This window comes from Riemerella anatipestifer (genome assembly GCF_035666175.1).
Classification (GTDB): domain Bacteria; phylum Bacteroidota; class Bacteroidia; order Flavobacteriales; family Weeksellaceae; genus Riemerella; species Riemerella anatipestifer_D.
On record NZ_CP142016.1, the window covers coordinates 215520 to 233045 of the forward strand.

Below are 17526 nucleotides of genomic sequence, written 5' to 3' on the forward strand. Positions count from 1 at the left end.
AGATTTAATATTGAGAGTTATCTAATAAGGCATTGATTTCTATAGCTCTATCATTAATTTCCTTTAACTTATCTATATACATATTTTGTATATCTAATGCTTGGTTCATTAACAAGCTCCACTCTAGGTAGTTAATCTGCCCTTCATATAATTGGCGATTAGCTGTTTTAATAATGGTTTCAGAGTTTTCTAAACCTTTAGATTGGTAGTAGTTAATTTCGTCTTTTAACTTATTGTAAGCATTACTTAGCTCTACATATTGTCTTTTTAGATTGTTAAGACCTAGTTTCCATTGGTTTTCTGCTATTTCCTGATTGATTTTTTGTCCAGAAATAATAGATTTTTGAGCCGAATTAAAAATAGGAATAGACACCCCAACTACCACCGAGTGGAAGCGAGTGGAGTGGTCATAAAGCAAGTTATCAGCACCCATACCATACATAGTCATAGTATTGTAACCAATATTGAAAGAGGGAAGGAGTTTAGACTTCTCCGTAGCAAGTCTAGCCATTTCCACATTTTTTTGTTGGTTCATAATTTCCAAAACTCTATTGTTTTGTAATTGGGATTCTTCTGATAAGTTGGCAATACTCATCATAGACAGAGCTTGAGAATCATTAGTATATACTTGCCCATCATTGATTAAAAAACTTAGCTGTTTTTGAGTTATTTCTCTATCTCTTTTTATGTTGTTTACTTGTATTTCTGCTTGTGCCTTAAAGTTTTCCGCTGTGGTTTTTTCTAAAATGTTAGATTCTCCTTTCTGTAACCTTAGATTAGCTCTGCTAAAATACTGCTGATAAATCTGTTCTATCTTTTTCAGTAGAGCTTCTTTTTCGTCTAAATAGCACAACTGGTTATAGATTAGGCTTATTTCTCTTTTTAACTGCCACTTTTCTAATGAAGAAAGCATTACGCTAGTTTTCCATTCTTCTAGCAGAAGTTGTTTTTGTTTTTGATAAACCCCAGGAAGTCTAAATCCTTGAGAGACAGAAAATCTATTATCCTTATATGATGAGTTGATTTGTCCATATTCTCCTGATACATTCAAAGGGTCTATCGTTAAAAAAGACTTCTTTATCTTTTCTTGATATTTTGATCTTAACTCTGCATTTTTGAGAGTCAAGTTGTGCTCTAAAGCTTTTTGGTAAGCCTCGTCTAAGCTAATCTTAGTCTGTGCATTGGCAATACCACCAAAAAACACAGAAGATAACAACACGAATTTTATATTTAGTTTCATTGTTTTCTGTTTATTAAAAAATTAATACAGTTGGGTTAGGCTTTGGCCTTTTTAATTTTTAATCCTTTTTTACTTTCAAACCAAATGTAAAGAATTGGTAGAAGATAAAGCGTTAAAAATGTAGCTAATAAAAGCCCACCAATAACTACTGTTGCTAACGGACGTTGTACTTCGGCACCTTCTCCTGTACTTGTTGCCATAGGTAAGAATCCTAACGAAGCCACGAAAGCAGTCATTAGTACAGGGCGAAGTCTGTTTTTACCACCAGCTCTCACGGTATCTTTTAAAGAGGTTTGTAGAGCTTTTTGTCTGTTAAATTCGGCGATGAGTACAATACCATTCAGTACCGCTACACCAAATAAAGCAATAAACCCTACACCAGCTGAGATACTGAAATTCATTCCTCTAAGCCAAAGAGCCAAAATTCCCCCAATAGCAGATAACGGAATTGCCGTGAAAATAAGCATACCATATTTGATAGAACGAAATGCAAAATAAAGCATTAAGAAAATCATAAGTAAACTTGCAGGAACAGCTATTGATAGTCTTGCTTTAGCTTGTTGAAGATTTTCAAAAGTACCTCCATATTTAATAAAGTAGCCTGGTGGCAATTTTAGTTTTTGTTCTACTTGAGTTTGCAAGTCTGCTACCGTCGTTTGTATGTCTCGGTTTCTAACATTAAAGCCTACAATAATTCTTCGTTGAGCGTTCTCTCTTTGAATTTGGTTAACACTTTCCTTTAATTCTACATCAGCAATGGAGCTTAATGGAATTTTAGTGCCTGTAGGAGTGCTTATCAGTAGGTTTCTAACATCATCTATATTCTTTCTTTGCTCTCCACTAAGTCTTACCACGAGGTCAAATCTCTTTTCGCCTTCATAAACGGAGCCTGTGGACTGTCCAGCAAATGCGGTATTTACAATACGGTTGATTTCGCTGATATTCACTCCATACTGTGCTATCTTAGCTCTATTATATGAAATTACAATCTGTGGAATACCAGAAATAGGCTCTACATAGATATTTTGAGCTCCTCTAATGCTTTTAGATATTTCTCCTAATTTTTCAGAATAAACCTTTAAAGTATCTAAGTTTTCACCAAATATTTTACAAACTACATCTTGTCTAGCTCCCGTCATAAGTTCGTTAAAACGCATATTAACAGGATATTGGAAAGAGTAGGTTACACCTAGCATATTCTTTTTAAGTTCGGCAGACATTTTTTCTGATAACTCTTCATAGGTTTTAGCAGAAGTCCATTCTTCACGAGGTTTTAGAATTACCATCATATCACTCGCATCAATAGGCATTGGGTCGGTAGGAATTTCGCTACTACCTGTTTTACCTACAATTTTCTCTATCTCAGGGAATTTTTTTAATAAAATTTGAGATGACTTTTGTACAGCATCTGTAGATGTTTTAAGATTACTCCCTGTAAGCACTCTAGTATCTACCGCAAAATCTCCTTCTGGAAGACTTGGGATAAACTCTCCACCCAAACGCGTAAGAATAAATACCGAGAACACAAACAATGCTAAAATAGCAATAACGACTACTTTTGAACGATTGAGTATTTTGGCTAAAGTTTTCTCGTAGAAGACTTCTACTTTCTCCATCATCTTGTCAGAGAAATTCTTTTTAAAGTTTATTTTTTTACTTAATACCAAACTACTCATCATAGGTACATAAGTTAAGGATAGAATAAACGCCCCTAAAAGTGCAAACGCTACCGTCTGTGCCATAGGTTTAAACATTTTACCTTCAATCCCTTGTAGTGTAAGTATTGGTAAATAAACTATTAAGATAATGATTTGTCCGAAAACAGCAGAGTTCATCATTTTTCCAGCAGAAGATTCTACTTCATCATTCATCTCTTGTTGAGAAAGTTCAGATTTATCAGATTTCTTTAACTCGTGGAGTTTATGCAATACAGCCTCCACAATAATTACGGCTCCATCTACAATTAAACCAAAATCTAATGCTCCCAAACTCATTAGGTTACCACTTACACCAAAGATATTCATCATTATAATAGCGAATAACATAGAAAGTGGTATAACTGAAGCTACCAAAAATCCTGCACGGAAATTTCCTAAGAATAAAACCAATATAAAAATTACAATTAAAGCCCCTTCCATAAGGTTCTTTTGTACTGTTCCTATGGCGTTGTTTACCATTTTTGTACGGTCTAAGAAAGGCTCTATCTTTACACCTTCTGGTAGTGTTTTTTGAATTTCTTCAATACGTTCTTTTACATTTTTGATAACTTGGTTAGAGTTAGCTCCCTTCATCATCATTACTACTGCACCAGCTACTTCGCCTTTACCGTTGTAGGTCATAGCACCATACCTAGTGGCATTTCCATAATCTACCTTGCCTATATTTTTTACTAAGATAGGAGTTCCATCAGGAAGTGTTTTTACTACGGTATTTTCTATGTCCTCAATTTTTCCTACCAAACCTTCTGTACGGATAAATAATACTGTAGGACCTTTTTCTATGTAAGCTCCACCTGTATTTTGGTTGTTACTTTGTAAAGCGTTAAAAACCTCTTGCATTGTAACGCCCATCGCCTTTAGCTGAGAAGGATTAACGGCTATTTCATATTGTTTAAGATAACCACCGAAACTCGCAACATCGGCTACACCTTCTATTCCAAGGAGTTGTCTTCTTACCACCCAATCTTGTATGGTACGAAGTTTCATTGCATCATAACGGTGCTCGTAGCCTTTTTTAGGGCGAACCACATATTGGTAAATTTCACCTAACCCAGTGGTAATGGGTGCCATTGTAGGAACGCCTAATTCGGCTGGAATATCTTTGGATACCTGTTGTAACCTTTCTGATACTTGTTGACGAGCTAAGTGTATATCTACATCATCTTTAAAAACAATGGTAATTACAGACAAACCAAAGCGAGAAAAACTTCGGATTTGTTTAATCCCTTGTATGTTATTATTTGCCTGCTCTAATGGGAAAGTGATGAATCTTTCCACATCAGGAGCTCCTAAACTAGGAGATACAGTGATGATTTGAACCTGATTATCCGTAATATCAGGTACAGCATCTATGGGGAGTTTTCTAACCTCAAAAATACCGTAGATAATAAGTGCTAAAGTAAATAGACCAATTATTAGTTTATTTTTGATAGAAAACGCTATAATTTTATTTAACATATTCTTTTAAGAGTTATTAATTTATAAATAAAGTAATTGGTTAAAAGCAATTTAACCAAACGAACACCTTTAAAAAAGAAAGAATAAAGGGTTTAAGTATAAAACTAAATAAGCCTAGGAGGACGAAATACAGAAACACTACTTCCCATAGTAAAACCTTCGGAGTAGCCAAAATTTTGTGATTTTTCTTTGTGTATTTTTGACGATTTTATATTAAAATCAAAACTGGCAGGGGGTATGGCTAATAGCATGACCGCAATAGTTTGATTTTGAGATTTAAACGGAAGTTTCATATCCTCGTTATAATCGTCATCGTGTACATCTCCACTGAGGTAGTGGAGTGTAATAAATTGTCCAAAAGACATTTCTGGATTACTGCTTCTATGTTCTATAAAATGTTCTATCAATACAGGTAATTTCAAAACTTCTCTCACCTCTGAAAAAGAAACGAGATAGCATGTGATAAAACCGTATATAATAAACTTTCTGAACATATCTTGCGACAAAGGTAAGCATTAAAACAATAGATTTTCTATTGGGTATAAATTTAGAATGAGTTTAATTTAACATAGCTGAGATTTAATATTTATCAAAAATTATTACTTTTGTAGAAATAATGTAAATAATATTTAGCCTTATGAAAAAAATATTTGTGATAGCCTTAGTTTTAGGTTTAACTTCAGTAGCGTGTTCTAAAAAAGAAAATGCAAATGCAGAGGGTAATATTATGCTTCCAGAACCTGAGGTTGCTGTAGCTGTTGATACTACTAAGACTACAGTAAGCACATCTGCTGCTGGAACAACAACTCCTACAACTGATTCTACAGCTACAAAATAAACCGTATGAAGTATACTTATTTCGGAATATTAACTTTGGTTCTATTTTCTTGTACTCAGAAAGAAACCTCTCAAGTAGAGACAGTGGAGGAGAAGCCACGAGTGGTATCAGAAAGTGCTGTAGAGCCTAACCTAGAGCATCAAGGATATCAGTTAATAAAGGGGTCAGACTGTTTGAGTTGTCATAGTATTGATAAGAAAATGGCAGGTCCTTCTTTTAAAGAGATTGCAGATAGATATACTCAAGAAGATTTAGGAACACTATCGAAAAATATTATTGAGGGCGGTAGTGGTAATTGGGGCGAAATACCGATGCAACCACATCCTCAACTATCTAAAGAAGAGTCGGATAAAATGGTAGAATTCATCATGAGTCTTAAAAAATAGATAGTACTTTAATTATAAATAAGAAGACCCTACTGTAAAAGAGGTCTTCTTTTATTTTTTAATTTAGTTTATAAAAAGAATTCATGGATAAAAAATATAATAAACAGCTAAAGTTTAGAGATTTAGGTTTGATGGATTATCCTGATGCGTTTGAGTATCAAGAAAATCTCATGAAAGAAATTATAGAACTAAAACTCAAAAATAGAGATAGGGTAGATGGGGTACAGGAATTAACGCCAAATTATTTTTTATTTGTGGAACACCCTCATGTATACACTTTAGGAAAAAGTGGTAATGAAAACAATATGTTGGCAAATACAGATAAGTTAAAAGAAATTAACGCCACATTTATAAAAACTAATAGAGGTGGAGATATCACTTATCATGGCTTTGGACAGATTGTAGGTTATCCTATTTTAGATTTGGATAATTTTAAAACAGACATACACGCTTATATGCGTAGTTTAGAGGAAGTTATCATAAGAGTAATTGCAGAATATGGCTTGAAAGGAGAGCGTTCCGAAGGAGAAACAGGGGTTTGGCTAGATGTAGGTAAACCTTATGCTAGAAAGATATGTGCCATGGGGGTTAAAACTTCTAAATGGGTTACTATGCATGGTTTTGCACTAAATGTAAATACAGATTTAAGGTATTTTGAATATATTATTCCGTGTGGGATAAAAGATAAATCCGTAACCTCTATGGAGCGAGAGCTAGAACGAAAATTTACTGATAAAGAAATAGTAGATTTAAAGGAAAAAATAAAAAAACACTTTACACAAATATTTGGTTCAGAATTTATATAGAAACTAAAGGTAAAAGTGTTATATTTGTTAGATTATGCAGAATTTAGCGTTTATCATCAATCCTTTTTCAGCAAAGGGGAAATATCAATCTTTTCTAGAAAAAATGGAAAAGGAGTTTCCTCAGGCATTGTACTATATTTCAGATTCGGTAAAAGGGACGGAGGCTTTTATAGAAAATAATTTCTCAAAAGTTGATATGTTTGTTGCCGTAGGGGGCGATGGAACTATTTCTAGTATTGCTAAAAAACTGATAGGTACAGATAAAATTTTAGGAATTTATCCAGCGGGGTCGGGTAATGGTTTTGCTTACGAAATGGGTTTTACTAAAGATATAACTTCTTTAATCAATAAAATAAAAAATCCTAAAAGTAGAGAGGTTGATACTTTTACAGTGAATGGTCAGCTTTCCATCAATGTTTCAGGTATTGGTTTTGATGGTGCCGTTACCAAAGCATTTGAAAATACAAATAGAGGATTTGCCAATTATATTAAAACGAGTATTAAAACTTTTTTTAAATATCGTCCCATTCAGATTAACTTTAAAGAAGAAGAACTAAAAAAATATAATGGCAAATATTTGATGTTCAATATTGCAAATACTAGGCAGTTTGGAAATCACGCTTACATAGCTCCGAAGGCATTGGCTAACGATGGACTTTTGGATTTAGTTTTGGTTAAAAAATTTCCACTTTGGTATGCTTCAATATTTGCAACGAGAATGTTTAAAAAACAACTGAAAAATGACCAATTTGTAACCTTTTTGAAAAAAGAGAGTTTCTCTTTTGAGGCGAGTGCTAAAGATTGGCATCTAGATGGTGAGTATCACGAAATATCTTCACCCATATCGGTAAAGGTTTCAACTGAAAAACTAAAAATTTTATACTAAAATTAACCTTTTATACTATATATTATGATAAAAACGAAACTAACAGCTTTAGCAATGGTATCTTGTGCAACTTTTGCGTTTGCTCAAGATGGCTTAGTGAATAGCCTGAAAAACAATCAATCCGAAAATCCTGATTTTAAATTTACGGTAATTAAAGAGAACGGTGTTACGGCTGTAAAAGACCAAGGTTCTTCAGGAACTTGTTGGAGCTACTCAGGAAACTCTTTCTTAGAATCTGAAATGATAAGAATGGGGAAAGCTCCTGTAGATTTAGCAGAAATATTTACTGCTAGAAATTCTTATCACGATAAAGCCAAACTTTATGTACTTAATGGTGGAGCTATTTCTTGGGGAGACGGTGGCGAATTACACGATGTTATCAATATGTATCGCAAATATGGTGCAGTTCCGCAAGAAGTATATTCAGGTTTAAAGGAAGGACAAACGAGAAACAATTTCTCTGAAATGCAAGCAATTATAAAATCAATGCTAGATGCTTATGTTAAAAATCCATCAGGGAAATTATCGTCTAACTGGTTGTCTAATATAGATGCTATTTTGGATAGTTATTTAGGTAAGTATCCAACTCAGTTTACTTATAAAGGTAAACAATATACACCTCAAACTTTTGCTAAAGAGGTAGTTGGGATTGTTCCTGAAGATTATGTAGGCATATCATCATATAAAGATTATGCTTATTATGAGAGATTTGTAGTGCCTATTCCAGACAACTGGAGTCACGAAACTATGTGGAATGTCCCAATGGAAAACCTTACAACTATTATAGATTATGCTATCAAAAATGGACACACTGTGGGTTGGGCAACAGATGTATCTGAACCTTATTTCTCATATAAAAATGGGGTAGCTTATGTACCAGATTTAGATTTGGATAATCTTAATGCAGCTACTAAAAAAGATTTATTTAAAGGTCCAAAACCTGATAAAAAAATTACGGAAGAAATGCGCCAGGAAGCTCTTAACAATCTTACAACAACAGACGACCACGGTATGCACATTGTAGGTATTGCTAAGGACCAAACAGGTAAAGAATATTATATGGTGAAAAACTCTTGGGGAACAACCAACGATTATGAAGGTTATCTCTATGTAACTAAGCCGTATGTATTGTATAAAACAACAGGTATTTTACTTCATAAAGATGGTATTCCTAAGAATATAACTAAGAAGTTTAAAATAAACACTAATATAGGTTTATAAAATACTCGAAGAGACCGAATAATATCGGTCTCTTTTTTCAGTTTAGATTTCTCCTATAATTTATATTATGTTTTATCATTTTTAATTCATATCTTTGTTGCAAATATAATAAAAAAGTTTCAAATATGATACAGGAAGTTATCGCATACAAAAATGTTTTGAATGGTATTGAAAGCCTTTTGGATAATAGCCCTTTTAAGAAAAATTATATTATAGAACAGGTAGGGATTCCTGCTCCTACTTTTTATAGAAAGCTAAAGGCTCTGTCTTTTACTCCTGATGAAGTACTGAAAATCCTTACCCTTGTGAAGCCTCAAGAAGCACTCTTATATGAGATAGAAATGGCTGAAAATGATTATAAAAATGGTAGGGTACAGGAACATAAAGAATATATGAAGGAACTAAGAAAGAAGTACCTCTAGTTTATAAGGATTCTGATAGTTGTTGAAAAAGGTAATTAAAAGTATCTCGTGGCTATTTACAATACGATAAACTAGACTTATTTGTGGGACAACTAATAGACTACGGTATTCTGAATGACCATTAAGGGGTTTACCTATATAGGGATGAAATCGAAGATTGTCTATTGCAGTATCTGTCTTATCTATAAATGTAGCTATTTCTTTGTCTGTCCAGTCTTCTAAGAGGTAAGCTATGTTGTCGTCAAAAGAGGTCTTAGCTGTATCCGTCCATAAAATTACTCTATCCATTCTAAGTGCTTATATCAAATGTGATACAAATATAGTAAAAAAAGACTATCTACAGTGATAGCCTTTTTTTGCTGAAATGAATTAAGAATTGTTATGAAAATTTATTGTACATAGTAGAAAGAGTTGCCTTGATAGCCTAAATTAGCGTCTGATAAATCTACCTTATAATGTGGATAGGCTTTATTATCCTCATTTACAAAATCACAATAGGTAAATTTAGAGTTTTCAAATGTAGGTACTTCGGTAGGTGTTTTTTGAACCACAAATTGTATGAAAATTCGTTTACCTACAGGTAGGCTTCTTTTAACTTCGTTTTCTAGATTGAATGAGGTTTGTAGTTTGCCATTAATTTCTCTATGGTTAATATTGAGTACTACATAGGGATAAATGCCTTCAAATAAGCCTCTATCAAACCCTAGATAGTGATTTCCGCTTTGTATTTGTTGTTTTGCTTGCTCTACCTTGTTATCTCCAATATCAAAGACAAATACTCTAGCATAGGTAATGGGCTTAAATAGTTGTTTTGAGTCTGTACCGTAAAACCAAAAGTGAGTGGCTTTGGTTTTAACATTTGCTAATGTTTTTGGTGATGCAGATAGTGTAATTAAATCTGAATTTTTGTGCTGACTATTGCTATTAGCGGGAACTGAAATAACCTCTATACCTGGCCCTGGTTTACAAGTGGTACGGATGAGTGTCCCAAATGTATTAAGTGTAGAAGCGGTGTTATAGGTTTTGTTACACATAGCGACTGGGCTAAGCTCGTTAAGTTCATTGTCTTCATTGTGAAGCTCTCTTTTACACGCTACTAATGTTGTAAGTGTAATCCCTGTAAGTAAAATTAGCTTTTTCATGATAAAATAAATTAATGGTTAAGTGGCTGTAAGATAGCACTAATACGATTAAAAACAAATGTTTTTTTTTAAAACTTATGAGGATTGAAAGGAGCGACGAAATTGCTATTTTGTCGCCCTTTCAATCCTCTAAAAAGTAGACAAAATTCTGATTCTAAAATGGGGAAAAGGGGTGTTTTTTGAGAGGCTAGTGGTTAAGTTACCTAGAAATCGGTGCTTTTTTTTGTTGGTATTGGGGCGTGCTTTCTGCGGAGCGACCAGATGTGGGAAAGGGTAGGGGTTGGCTTGGGAAAGCGAGGGAGGGGGAGCGGAGTAGCGTGCGGAGGCGATGCCCGAAGGTGCGGAATGGTGGAGCGAAGCGGAACTGATGAAGCACCGTAGGTGAAAGGGAACACCATAGATGCCAGCAGGAGCGGAGCGGATGCGAACTAAATATAATAGTGGAATCAGCGCCGACTAAGCGGCACGCCCCCAATGGGTGGAGTGTGGCAACGAGGGCTCTGCCCGAAGTAACGAAGTGGTGCCACGCGGAACGATGAGGGGGAACGGAGCCCACAAGGTGCGAAGGTATAGGCAAGGGCGTAACGAAGTGGAGCTTTGTATACCCTTGCCGATACCGAAGACACCGCAGGGTGGGGAGTACCCCCGAACACCTTATAACCCTCTACAAGAGCTATAGCCGAGAAACTGGAACAAATGGTTTTTTCGGCTATGGCGATATAAAATAACTTGTTTTTTTATAGAGCGGTTTTTGTAGGGCGAAGCGGAGCGGAGACGTACAAAAAGCAAGATTTTTTTTTTGGTCTAACCACCCCCACTCCCTCCTTTTTTCTCTTGCTTGGGGAGTACAAAATAATCAAAATATCCAGAGAAAAGCAAAGGGGATTTAGGTGTGTTTTTTTTGTTACTGATGTATTGGAATGGTTTGTTTAGTTGGGCATTGAGCCCTGATAGTTGTACTTTGAGTAAGGCTAGGTTACGGCTGTCTTTTGGGTGGTTATTTTCTAAATATTTCTGAAGGGTTATGATTTGGTTTTTTAGTTCGTTGATTTGGTAGCTGTCGGTCTCGGTAGCTAGTTTTTGTTTGGCTGTTTTGATTTCTTCTAAGGCTTTATAATAGGGTTCATTTATGGCTTTGATATTGGCTTCTTCTTGGGCAATTTGGGTTTGTTTTTCTAGAATTTGCTGTTGTATTTTTAGGCGATTTTCTTCGTATTTTAAACGTTGATTGGCTTCTGAGTGGTCTATGGTTTCTATTTTTAGGGTGTCTTTTAGGGATTTTGAAAAGTATAGGTTATGTTCGTTTTTGAGTTCAAAATAGTAGTCGTGTAGTTTTCTTTCTAGTGTGATAACATCGGCTTTTTCTGTGGCTGTAATTTTGGTGTAGGATATGAATTTATCATCTACCAATATATTTAAACTATCGGCTGTAATATGGCTAAAGGATACTCTTTTGGTGGTAAGTAGATGATTGGTATTGTATGGTTTTAGGGTGTTGATTTTGAGCCCTTGCTGCCCTTCTCGTAGTCTTATAATGGTGTCGTTTGATACGATGTATAGTTGTTGGAAATCTGCATAGACTAAATAGCCTGTTCCTTTGATTGGTTTTTGGAAGTGGTATAAATCGTAATCTATTTTGTAGAGTTTGTTTGATTTTTTGAATTCTCTGTAGATGTGTGTAATGTCGTTGAATTGTTGGTTATAGGTAAGCCAAAAGCCTTGTGTAAATAGGTTGTTCATAAGTGCGGAACTGCATAGGAATACGATAAATAAAACGCCTTCTTGCTTGAGGTTGCCTGTGCTAAATCTGTAGTTGGGGTTACCTGGTATAACGCAGGGGTTTCTCCAGAATGGGTAGAGTAGGGGGACGCCAGTGGTGGTAAGCATATCTAGGAGTAAATGCCCAAAGTAGGCAAAGAAGGTAATGAGGGCGTAATGTTCTGGAATGATTTGTAATTTTTGAAATATGAAGGCTAGCAGTGTAATGATGATGGTTGCGAGTAGGGAGTGGGTGATGGTTCTGTGTCCGTATCTTCGGTAGAGCCATTTGGATATGGGGTAAAAGGGTTTGCCGATGATGGATTTTGGGGTGTCTATATCTGGTAGTAATGAGATGAGTATGGTGGTGGCTAAGTAGGTGGGTTCTGCAAAGATATTGACATTCCAAAGGCTGGTAAATATGCCTGTGAATAGTATGCCTCCTGCGATGTGGTTGGGTGCTGTCATTTGATTTTTATTTAATTACAGAAACAAAAAAATATTAGTATTAGATGAATTTTCGTTTGAGCTCTTTGAATAATGGGCGTGAGATGATGAGTAGGATTAGGCCTATGGAGCCTATCATACGGAGTGCGGGCTCGTCTAGCTCTCTGCTGGCATAGCGTAGTGCTGTGATGATGCCTAAGAATACGACGATGATAAAGGTAAAGTCTATTTCGGGTAATGCTCCAGAGTGTTTGATGTTTTTGACTATATCTAGGGTTAAGAATGGTTCTTTTCTGTAACGGTCTATCATTTCTGCCATTGCACGAGGGTTGCCGTTGGTTTGTTGGTAGATGTGGTTTCTAAAGTCTTCCCAAGATTCTACTTCTAAGCCGAAGGAGTTTTGCTGAATGAATTTGATGGCGTTCTCTCGAGATAGGTTTTTGAGGTCTATTTTTTCAAAGTTCCAAAGGAATGAGGTGTTGCTATTTTTGATATACCTGGCTGCACAAATGATAACAAAGGTGTCTTTTAGGCGTTCTATAATTCTTTTACTAGCGGTTGTGATGTCTGTGATATTATCTATTAGCAATATGTATTCTTTGGGTTCTACGATGGTCATAATTTTATCGCAAATGAATAGGGCTGATTCTCTTTGTATTTTTTTTTCTACGGCTTCTATGCCTATATCGCCATAGAGTAGGGACAGCATATTTTCTTTGTCGCCTTTGAGTAGGTGTAACATCATATACATTAGGGATTTTTTTGCCATTCTGTCGTCTTCAAATTTTAGGATTTTTTTGTTTGTTTTGAGGTTTTCTAGGAGATGGGTTTTGCCTGTGCCTATATCGCCTATTATGATGGTGTTGATGCCTAATTCTGCATTGACATTTAGTTTTGATAGTTCTTCATTTCGCCCAATGGTAAAGTAATTTTTGTTGAATGATAGATTGATAAGTTTTGTTTTTTTAGGTGGGAAGAATTTTTGTTGAATCCTAACCCAAAAGTTTCGTTTTTGTGTGGTAACGGCTTCTATTTTTTTGCTTAGTTGTTCGGTGGGGATTTGTGCGTATATGAGTGTGGTGTCATAAGAGCTGTGTCCTAGCATGGTTTTGATTTCTTCTAATTTAGTGCCATTGTTTAAGTGGTGTGTGGCGAAGGTATGCCTAAGGGTATGAGGGTGCAGGTTTTGTATGCCTAATTTTTTTCCGTAGGCTTTAAGGACTTTCCAAACGGTTTTACGGCATAGATGCCCTTTGTGGGTGTAGCTTGGGAATAGGTAGTTTTCGGGTTGTGTAATGGGGATTTTGGTTTGTTCTAAATAGTGGGCTATGGCTCTATATAGGCGGTCTGATATGGGTATGGTACGGTAGTTTTCGTTTTTCTTTTTGAGTGATTTTACTGTAATGGTTCTTTTTTGAAAATCGAAGTTTTTAAGCCTAAGTGTTACGGTTTCGGATACTCTAAAGCCACAATCTAACATTAAAAGAATGATGCATTTGTACTTTGGGTTTTTGCATTTTTCAATGAGCAATAGGCTTTCTTCTTTTGATATGTAGTCTATGGTCATCATAGGTTTAAAGGTCTTCTGGGGTATTGTTTTGGTATTGTTCTTCTTTGAATTCTTGGGATAAGTCCTGCTGATGTGCTTTTTGTATGCTGTCTGCAATTTCTAGTTTGCGAGCTCTGACTAGGTGCGAGTAGCCGTTGTGAGAGAGGTAGGTTTCTGGGTATTTTTTTAGTAATGCTCTGTCTTCTTGGGTGAGCTGATAGTGGTTGCAGGTGGTGAGTAGTAATACTGCTGCTGTTAAAAGTGTGATTTTTGATTTCATAATATTTTTATTTAAACTGTTTTTGCTAAAAAATCTTACCTATATTACCAAAGTCTTTATTGATAGGGGTTAAGGCTACCTACCTATACTTACCTGAACTTACCCAACCTACCTAAATGGTTTAGGTAACTTAGGTAACTTGTAGGTAACTTTATTTTATTATCTTACCTAAATTTAGGGTGCTGATTTTCATTTGATTATATTTGTTAGGTAACTTTGGTAAGTTTATTTATTTTTTTGTTGCTGTAATTGGTTTAAAAAATGGTTAAATTCTTTTTCTGAAATGTTTTTCCAAATTTCGGAGTGTATGATTTTTTTGATGATTTCTTTTTCGTGATAGAGATAGTCTGTGTCTTTGTCTATGACTTCTAATATATAGCTTAGTGCTTCTCTGACCCCATCTATATATTCTACTTCGTTTTTGATTTCTACTTGTTTCATATTTGAAATATTTTTATATTATAATACTTTTACCCAGTATCCGTAGGTTTGTTTGGTTTTGTGTTTTTTTCTTTCGAAGCCTAGGGCATTAAATGCTTTACCAATCTGTACACTAGAGAGTCTAACGCCTAGTTCTGATAGCCTTATGAGTACATCTGTACTTGTTACAAATACGCCTTCGTTTTCTTGAGCTGGTTTGTAATTGCTGGCGATGAGCTCTTGCTCGGTGCTTAGGATTTGGTATTTTTTGTTTCTATCTTCGTTGTCTTGTATTTCTTCTAGGGTCATTTCGCTATTGAAATTGTTATCAAATGCAAGGGCATAGGCTTGGGACCAGAATAAGTCTATATTGCACTCTTGGCGGTAGTTCCAATTGATACCTGTAATTTGAAAGCATAGCCATCTGACAGAACCTGTTTCGTCATCTAAAAATGTATCTCTGTTGGTGGAACCTATAAAGCTGCATATTCTGGGTAGTATGCTGTTTTTTCTGTCGTAGGGTAGGCGTTCGTTGATTTGGTCTTTTGAGAAGTAGGATTTTAGGGTATTGATTTCCTTTTTGGCTAGGCTTGAGAGTTCGTCTAAATTGATAAGGAAGTTTTTGCATAATAGTATTCTTGCATCTTTATCATTACTGATGTCTTCGGCTAAATATTGTGATAGTTCTGGTGGGCATAAGAAACGACAAAAGGAGCTTTTACCAGAGTTCTGTGCTTTGTGTACCAAAACGAAGGCTTGTTTGTTAAAGTATCTTTCTAGTAGGGCACATTTAACGGTTCTGACTGCCCATTTTTTAAAATGATGATTGAATTTTTCTCGGTCTAATGGATAGACATAGTTGGCAAGGTTGCTGATATAATCGGTTTTACCGTCCCATTTTGGTAGGTTTTCGAAGTATTCTTGTATAGGGTTGTAATGGGGTACAAACTCGCTTTTTAGTATGGCTATGAGGTTGTTTATGCTGATTTTGATGCCTTTTTTCTGAAGTTCTAAATACAGTGAGTTTTCATTGAGTGATTTCCATTCGTGTGTTGTTTTTTTGCAATATTCTATGTCTAGGGCGATGGTATTGTATCTGAATTTGTAGTAAGTGGATAAATATTCTTCTGTGATATGAAATATAGTGTTTTGAGTGTCTTTTTTTGTTTCGGCTTCTTCTAGTTCTCTTATTTCGTCTATTAATTTCTGATAGTGTGATTTGTCGTACACTAAGAAATAATCGGCTATATCGTTGTATTTTTCGGGTAAAATAATTTGTTTGATGGAGTAGGAGTTACAGAGTTTTAGGGCTGTTTCTAGACCTGTTTTATCATTGTCGTAGCATATGTATATGTTATCTGTTTTCTGCTTGAGCTTGAGTATTTCTTCTTCTTTTATGAAGCCACTTTCTGACCTAAAGGATACGGCAGGGAAGCCGTTGGCATTGAGTATTAGGCAGTCTTTTTTGCCTGCGGTAATGATGATATAGTCTTCTTTTTCTTTGAGTTGCTCGTAGCCGAATATGTCGGAAAATTGGAGGTTATTGTAAAAGATTTTTTTGTTTTTGCCTTGGGCAGGGATATAAATTTCGGCATTGCTATTGACTTTATAAATAAATCCCACGATGCCAGAATAAAGTTTTATTTTTTGTATGGTATTTTTTTTGGAATTAAAGTACTCGTATTTATCAAGGTTTTTGACATTGTATTTTTCTAAAATGGCTTTTGTAACCTTCCAATTTCCTTGTGTCCAAAATTCTAAACTTTGGGAAGTATATGGCTTATCATAATATTTAAAGTGATGATTGTCTGTATTTTTGCTGATAGACTGATGAGAGCTATTTTTTTGTTGCTGTTGTAGAATAACTCCCATATCATTGGAAATTGTTTTGAGTACTTCTGCAAATTGTGTTTTGCAATCTAAGCCTTTTATGTCTGCTACAAACTGCCAAACATCGCCTTGTTTACCTGTGCTAAAGCATTTGAAAGTTCCATTTTTAAAGACTTTGAAACTTGGATTTTGGTCTTCTGAAAAGGGAGAGGATATTTTGGTATAGGGCTGAAAATGTGAACCGTAATAAAAGTTATAAATTTCTATTTGGTTGGTTTGCTGTAAAATTGTATTTTTGTCCATAGAGAATAGAGTTTTATCATAGGCCTAAGAAATCTGTTGATTTTGAGGGCTTTTTTAGTTTATTTATGAGTTTGTTTCGTCTATTGATATAGTTTATTTTTCTGATTTCAAATGTGTTCTTACTGTTGTTCAGATTCATCTGATGTCTGATTTTTTCTTCTAAATTGATTTGATTTTGTTCATACTGTTTTAATTTTATGGTGTTTAGTTCTTCTAATAGGGTAATGTTTTGATATTCGTATGCTAGTGCAATAGAGTCTCTTTGTAGGTCTAATATTTCGGCATCTATGGTATTGATTTCTGAAGATAATTGCTCTTGTAGTGAAATGGCTAGCTTTTCGCGTTCAATACGATTGCGATTTGAAACTTGGATATATGTAGATAAATTGGATAAGGTTATTCCAAAATTGACCATAGGTCTATATACCTGTGTGAATGGATCCCAAGTGCTGGATACTGATACTGATGGTAATAATGATAACCAACGCCATGACTTTTTTTGTGATGTGAGTGATAATATTTTATTATGTGTGCTCATACGATTGTCTATGTAGTTGATTCTTAAACTGTCTATGCTTTGTGCTCGAGTTTTTAAAATATCTAATGTGAGAATAATTGATATTACTAATTTTATATAACTTATTGATATGTATGTTTTTATATTTATATTTTTCCTATAATTTATATTATGTTAAATATATATTTACTGTATGTCATCTAAATAAAATGACATATATACATATAGAAAGTTCTTTATACATTAAACTTCATTTTTTATACACTTATTTCTTTTGTTTTGGCGTCAAAATAATGGCAAACTAA

17 protein-coding genes are annotated in these 17526 nt (G+C 34.8%); 6 read left to right on the forward strand and 11 right to left on the reverse strand.

The window, feature by feature from the left end; all coding sequences use genetic code 11:
* Window positions 1–4 precede the first annotated feature (4 nt).
* The 3 genes from VIX88_RS01040 to VIX88_RS01050 all read right to left on the reverse strand — a co-directional run bounded on the left by VIX88_RS01040 (window position 5) and on the right by VIX88_RS01050 (window position 4838).
* A complete protein-coding gene (locus VIX88_RS01040) occupies window positions 5–1240 on the reverse strand; it encodes a TolC family protein (RefSeq protein WP_064970975.1) in 1236 nt (411 codons plus the stop codon).
* 35 nt (window positions 1241–1275) lie between these two features.
* The gene (locus VIX88_RS01045; RefSeq protein ID WP_214193957.1) at window positions 1276–4416 is read right to left on the reverse strand and encodes an efflux RND transporter permease subunit; all 3141 of its coding nucleotides are present in this window, start codon (window positions 4414–4416) and stop codon (window positions 1276–1278) included.
* A 104-nt stretch (window positions 4417–4520) separates the two neighbouring features.
* Window positions 4521–4838 (reverse strand): hypothetical protein, encoded by a 318-nt coding sequence (locus VIX88_RS01050; protein WP_324711482.1) that lies wholly within the window; start codon window positions 4836–4838, stop codon window positions 4521–4523.
* A gap of 215 nt (window positions 4839–5053) precedes the next feature.
* On the opposite strand from VIX88_RS01050, the gene VIX88_RS01055 reads away from it, so the two are divergent.
* The 6 genes from VIX88_RS01055 to VIX88_RS01080 all read left to right on the forward strand — a co-directional run bounded on the left by VIX88_RS01055 (window position 5054) and on the right by VIX88_RS01080 (window position 8975).
* Window positions 5054–5254, forward strand: coding sequence for a hypothetical protein (locus VIX88_RS01055; RefSeq protein WP_214193959.1), 201 nt, complete (start codon window positions 5054–5056; stop codon window positions 5252–5254).
* A gap of 5 nt (window positions 5255–5259) precedes the next feature.
* Window positions 5260–5640, forward strand: coding sequence for a c-type cytochrome (locus VIX88_RS01060; RefSeq protein ID WP_154136924.1), 381 nt, complete (start codon window positions 5260–5262; stop codon window positions 5638–5640).
* Between the two features lie 83 nt (window positions 5641–5723).
* Window positions 5724–6446, forward strand: a complete 723-nt coding sequence (gene lipB / locus VIX88_RS01065) for a lipoyl(octanoyl) transferase LipB (protein WP_154136923.1) — start codon at window positions 5724–5726, stop codon at window positions 6444–6446.
* A gap of 34 nt (window positions 6447–6480) precedes the next feature.
* Window positions 6481–7332, forward strand: coding sequence for a diacylglycerol/lipid kinase family protein (locus VIX88_RS01070; protein WP_154136922.1), 852 nt, complete (start codon window positions 6481–6483; stop codon window positions 7330–7332).
* 24 nt (window positions 7333–7356) lie between these two features.
* Window positions 7357–8553 carry an aminopeptidase C gene (locus VIX88_RS01075; RefSeq protein ID WP_214193960.1) on the forward strand — a complete coding sequence of 399 codons (1197 nt, stop codon included), beginning with the start codon at window positions 7357–7359 and terminating at the stop codon, window positions 8551–8553.
* 125 nt (window positions 8554–8678) lie between these two features.
* Entirely contained in the window at window positions 8679–8975 is a 297-nt protein-coding gene (locus VIX88_RS01080) for a hypothetical protein (RefSeq protein ID WP_014938653.1), read from the forward strand.
* On the opposite strand, the gene VIX88_RS01085 is transcribed toward VIX88_RS01080, so the two are convergent.
* The 8 genes from VIX88_RS01085 to VIX88_RS01120 all read right to left on the reverse strand — a co-directional run bounded on the left by VIX88_RS01085 (window position 8955) and on the right by VIX88_RS01120 (window position 17119).
* The gene (locus VIX88_RS01085; RefSeq protein WP_038694121.1) at window positions 8955–9263 is read right to left on the reverse strand and encodes a type II toxin-antitoxin system RelE/ParE family toxin; all 309 of its coding nucleotides are present in this window, start codon (window positions 9261–9263) and stop codon (window positions 8955–8957) included. The genes VIX88_RS01080 and VIX88_RS01085 overlap by 21 nt on opposite strands.
* 101 nt (window positions 9264–9364) lie before the next feature.
* On the reverse strand, window positions 9365–10117 hold the full coding sequence (locus VIX88_RS01090) for a hypothetical protein (RefSeq protein ID WP_014938654.1): 753 nt from the start codon (window positions 10115–10117) through the stop codon (window positions 9365–9367).
* Between the two features lie 804 nt (window positions 10118–10921).
* Window positions 10922–12343: a metal-dependent hydrolase gene (locus tag VIX88_RS01095; RefSeq protein WP_014938656.1), complete on the reverse strand. Its 1422-nt coding sequence runs from the start codon at window positions 12341–12343 to the stop codon at window positions 10922–10924.
* A gap of 40 nt (window positions 12344–12383) precedes the next feature.
* A complete protein-coding gene (locus VIX88_RS01100; RefSeq protein WP_127919815.1) occupies window positions 12384–13892 on the reverse strand; it encodes a tyrosine-type recombinase/integrase in 1509 nt (502 codons plus the stop codon).
* A gap of 4 nt (window positions 13893–13896) precedes the next feature.
* Window positions 13897–14151, reverse strand: coding sequence for a hypothetical protein (locus VIX88_RS01105; protein WP_214193961.1), 255 nt, complete (start codon window positions 14149–14151; stop codon window positions 13897–13899).
* 225 nt (window positions 14152–14376) lie between these two features.
* The gene (locus VIX88_RS01110; RefSeq protein ID WP_014938659.1) at window positions 14377–14592 is read right to left on the reverse strand and encodes a hypothetical protein; all 216 of its coding nucleotides are present in this window, start codon (window positions 14590–14592) and stop codon (window positions 14377–14379) included.
* Between the two features lie 18 nt (window positions 14593–14610).
* Window positions 14611–16704 (reverse strand): VapE domain-containing protein, encoded by a 2094-nt coding sequence (locus tag VIX88_RS01115; protein WP_014938660.1) that lies wholly within the window; start codon window positions 16702–16704, stop codon window positions 14611–14613.
* Window positions 16705–16720: 16 nt separating this feature from the next.
* Window positions 16721–17119, reverse strand: coding sequence for a hypothetical protein (locus VIX88_RS01120; protein WP_038694124.1), 399 nt, complete (start codon window positions 17117–17119; stop codon window positions 16721–16723).
* Window positions 17120–17526: the final 407 nt, after the last annotated feature.

Coding starts and splice junctions, on each gene's coding strand:
- VIX88_RS01040 (WP_064970975.1), bottom strand. CDS start 1,240: ATGAAACTAAATATAAAATTCGTGTTGTTATCTTCTGTGTTTTTTGGT.
- VIX88_RS01100 (WP_127919815.1), bottom strand. CDS start 13,892: ATGATGACCATAGACTACATATCAAAAGAAGAAAGCCTATTGCTCATT.
- lipB (WP_154136923.1), top strand. CDS start 5,724: ATGGATAAAAAATATAATAAACAGCTAAAGTTTAGAGATTTAGGTTTG.
- VIX88_RS01115 (WP_014938660.1), bottom strand. CDS start 16,704: ATGGACAAAAATACAATTTTACAGCAAACCAACCAAATAGAAATTTAT.
- VIX88_RS01070 (WP_154136922.1), top strand. CDS start 6,481: ATGCAGAATTTAGCGTTTATCATCAATCCTTTTTCAGCAAAGGGGAAA.
- VIX88_RS01090 (WP_014938654.1), bottom strand. CDS start 10,117: ATGAAAAAGCTAATTTTACTTACAGGGATTACACTTACAACATTAGTA.
- VIX88_RS01060 (WP_154136924.1), top strand. CDS start 5,260: ATGAAGTATACTTATTTCGGAATATTAACTTTGGTTCTATTTTCTTGT.
- VIX88_RS01085 (WP_038694121.1), bottom strand. CDS start 9,263: ATGGATAGAGTAATTTTATGGACGGATACAGCTAAGACCTCTTTTGAC.
- VIX88_RS01075 (WP_214193960.1), top strand. CDS start 7,357: ATGATAAAAACGAAACTAACAGCTTTAGCAATGGTATCTTGTGCAACT.
- VIX88_RS01045 (WP_214193957.1), bottom strand. CDS start 4,416: ATGTTAAATAAAATTATAGCGTTTTCTATCAAAAATAAACTAATAATT.
- VIX88_RS01055 (WP_214193959.1), top strand. CDS start 5,054: ATGAAAAAAATATTTGTGATAGCCTTAGTTTTAGGTTTAACTTCAGTA.
- VIX88_RS01080 (WP_014938653.1), top strand. CDS start 8,679: ATGATACAGGAAGTTATCGCATACAAAAATGTTTTGAATGGTATTGAA.
- VIX88_RS01095 (WP_014938656.1), bottom strand. CDS start 12,343: ATGACAGCACCCAACCACATCGCAGGAGGCATACTATTCACAGGCATA.
- VIX88_RS01120 (WP_038694124.1), bottom strand. CDS start 17,119: ATGGTCAATTTTGGAATAACCTTATCCAATTTATCTACATATATCCAA.
- VIX88_RS01110 (WP_014938659.1), bottom strand. CDS start 14,592: ATGAAACAAGTAGAAATCAAAAACGAAGTAGAATATATAGATGGGGTC.
- VIX88_RS01105 (WP_214193961.1), bottom strand. CDS start 14,151: ATGAAATCAAAAATCACACTTTTAACAGCAGCAGTATTACTACTCACC.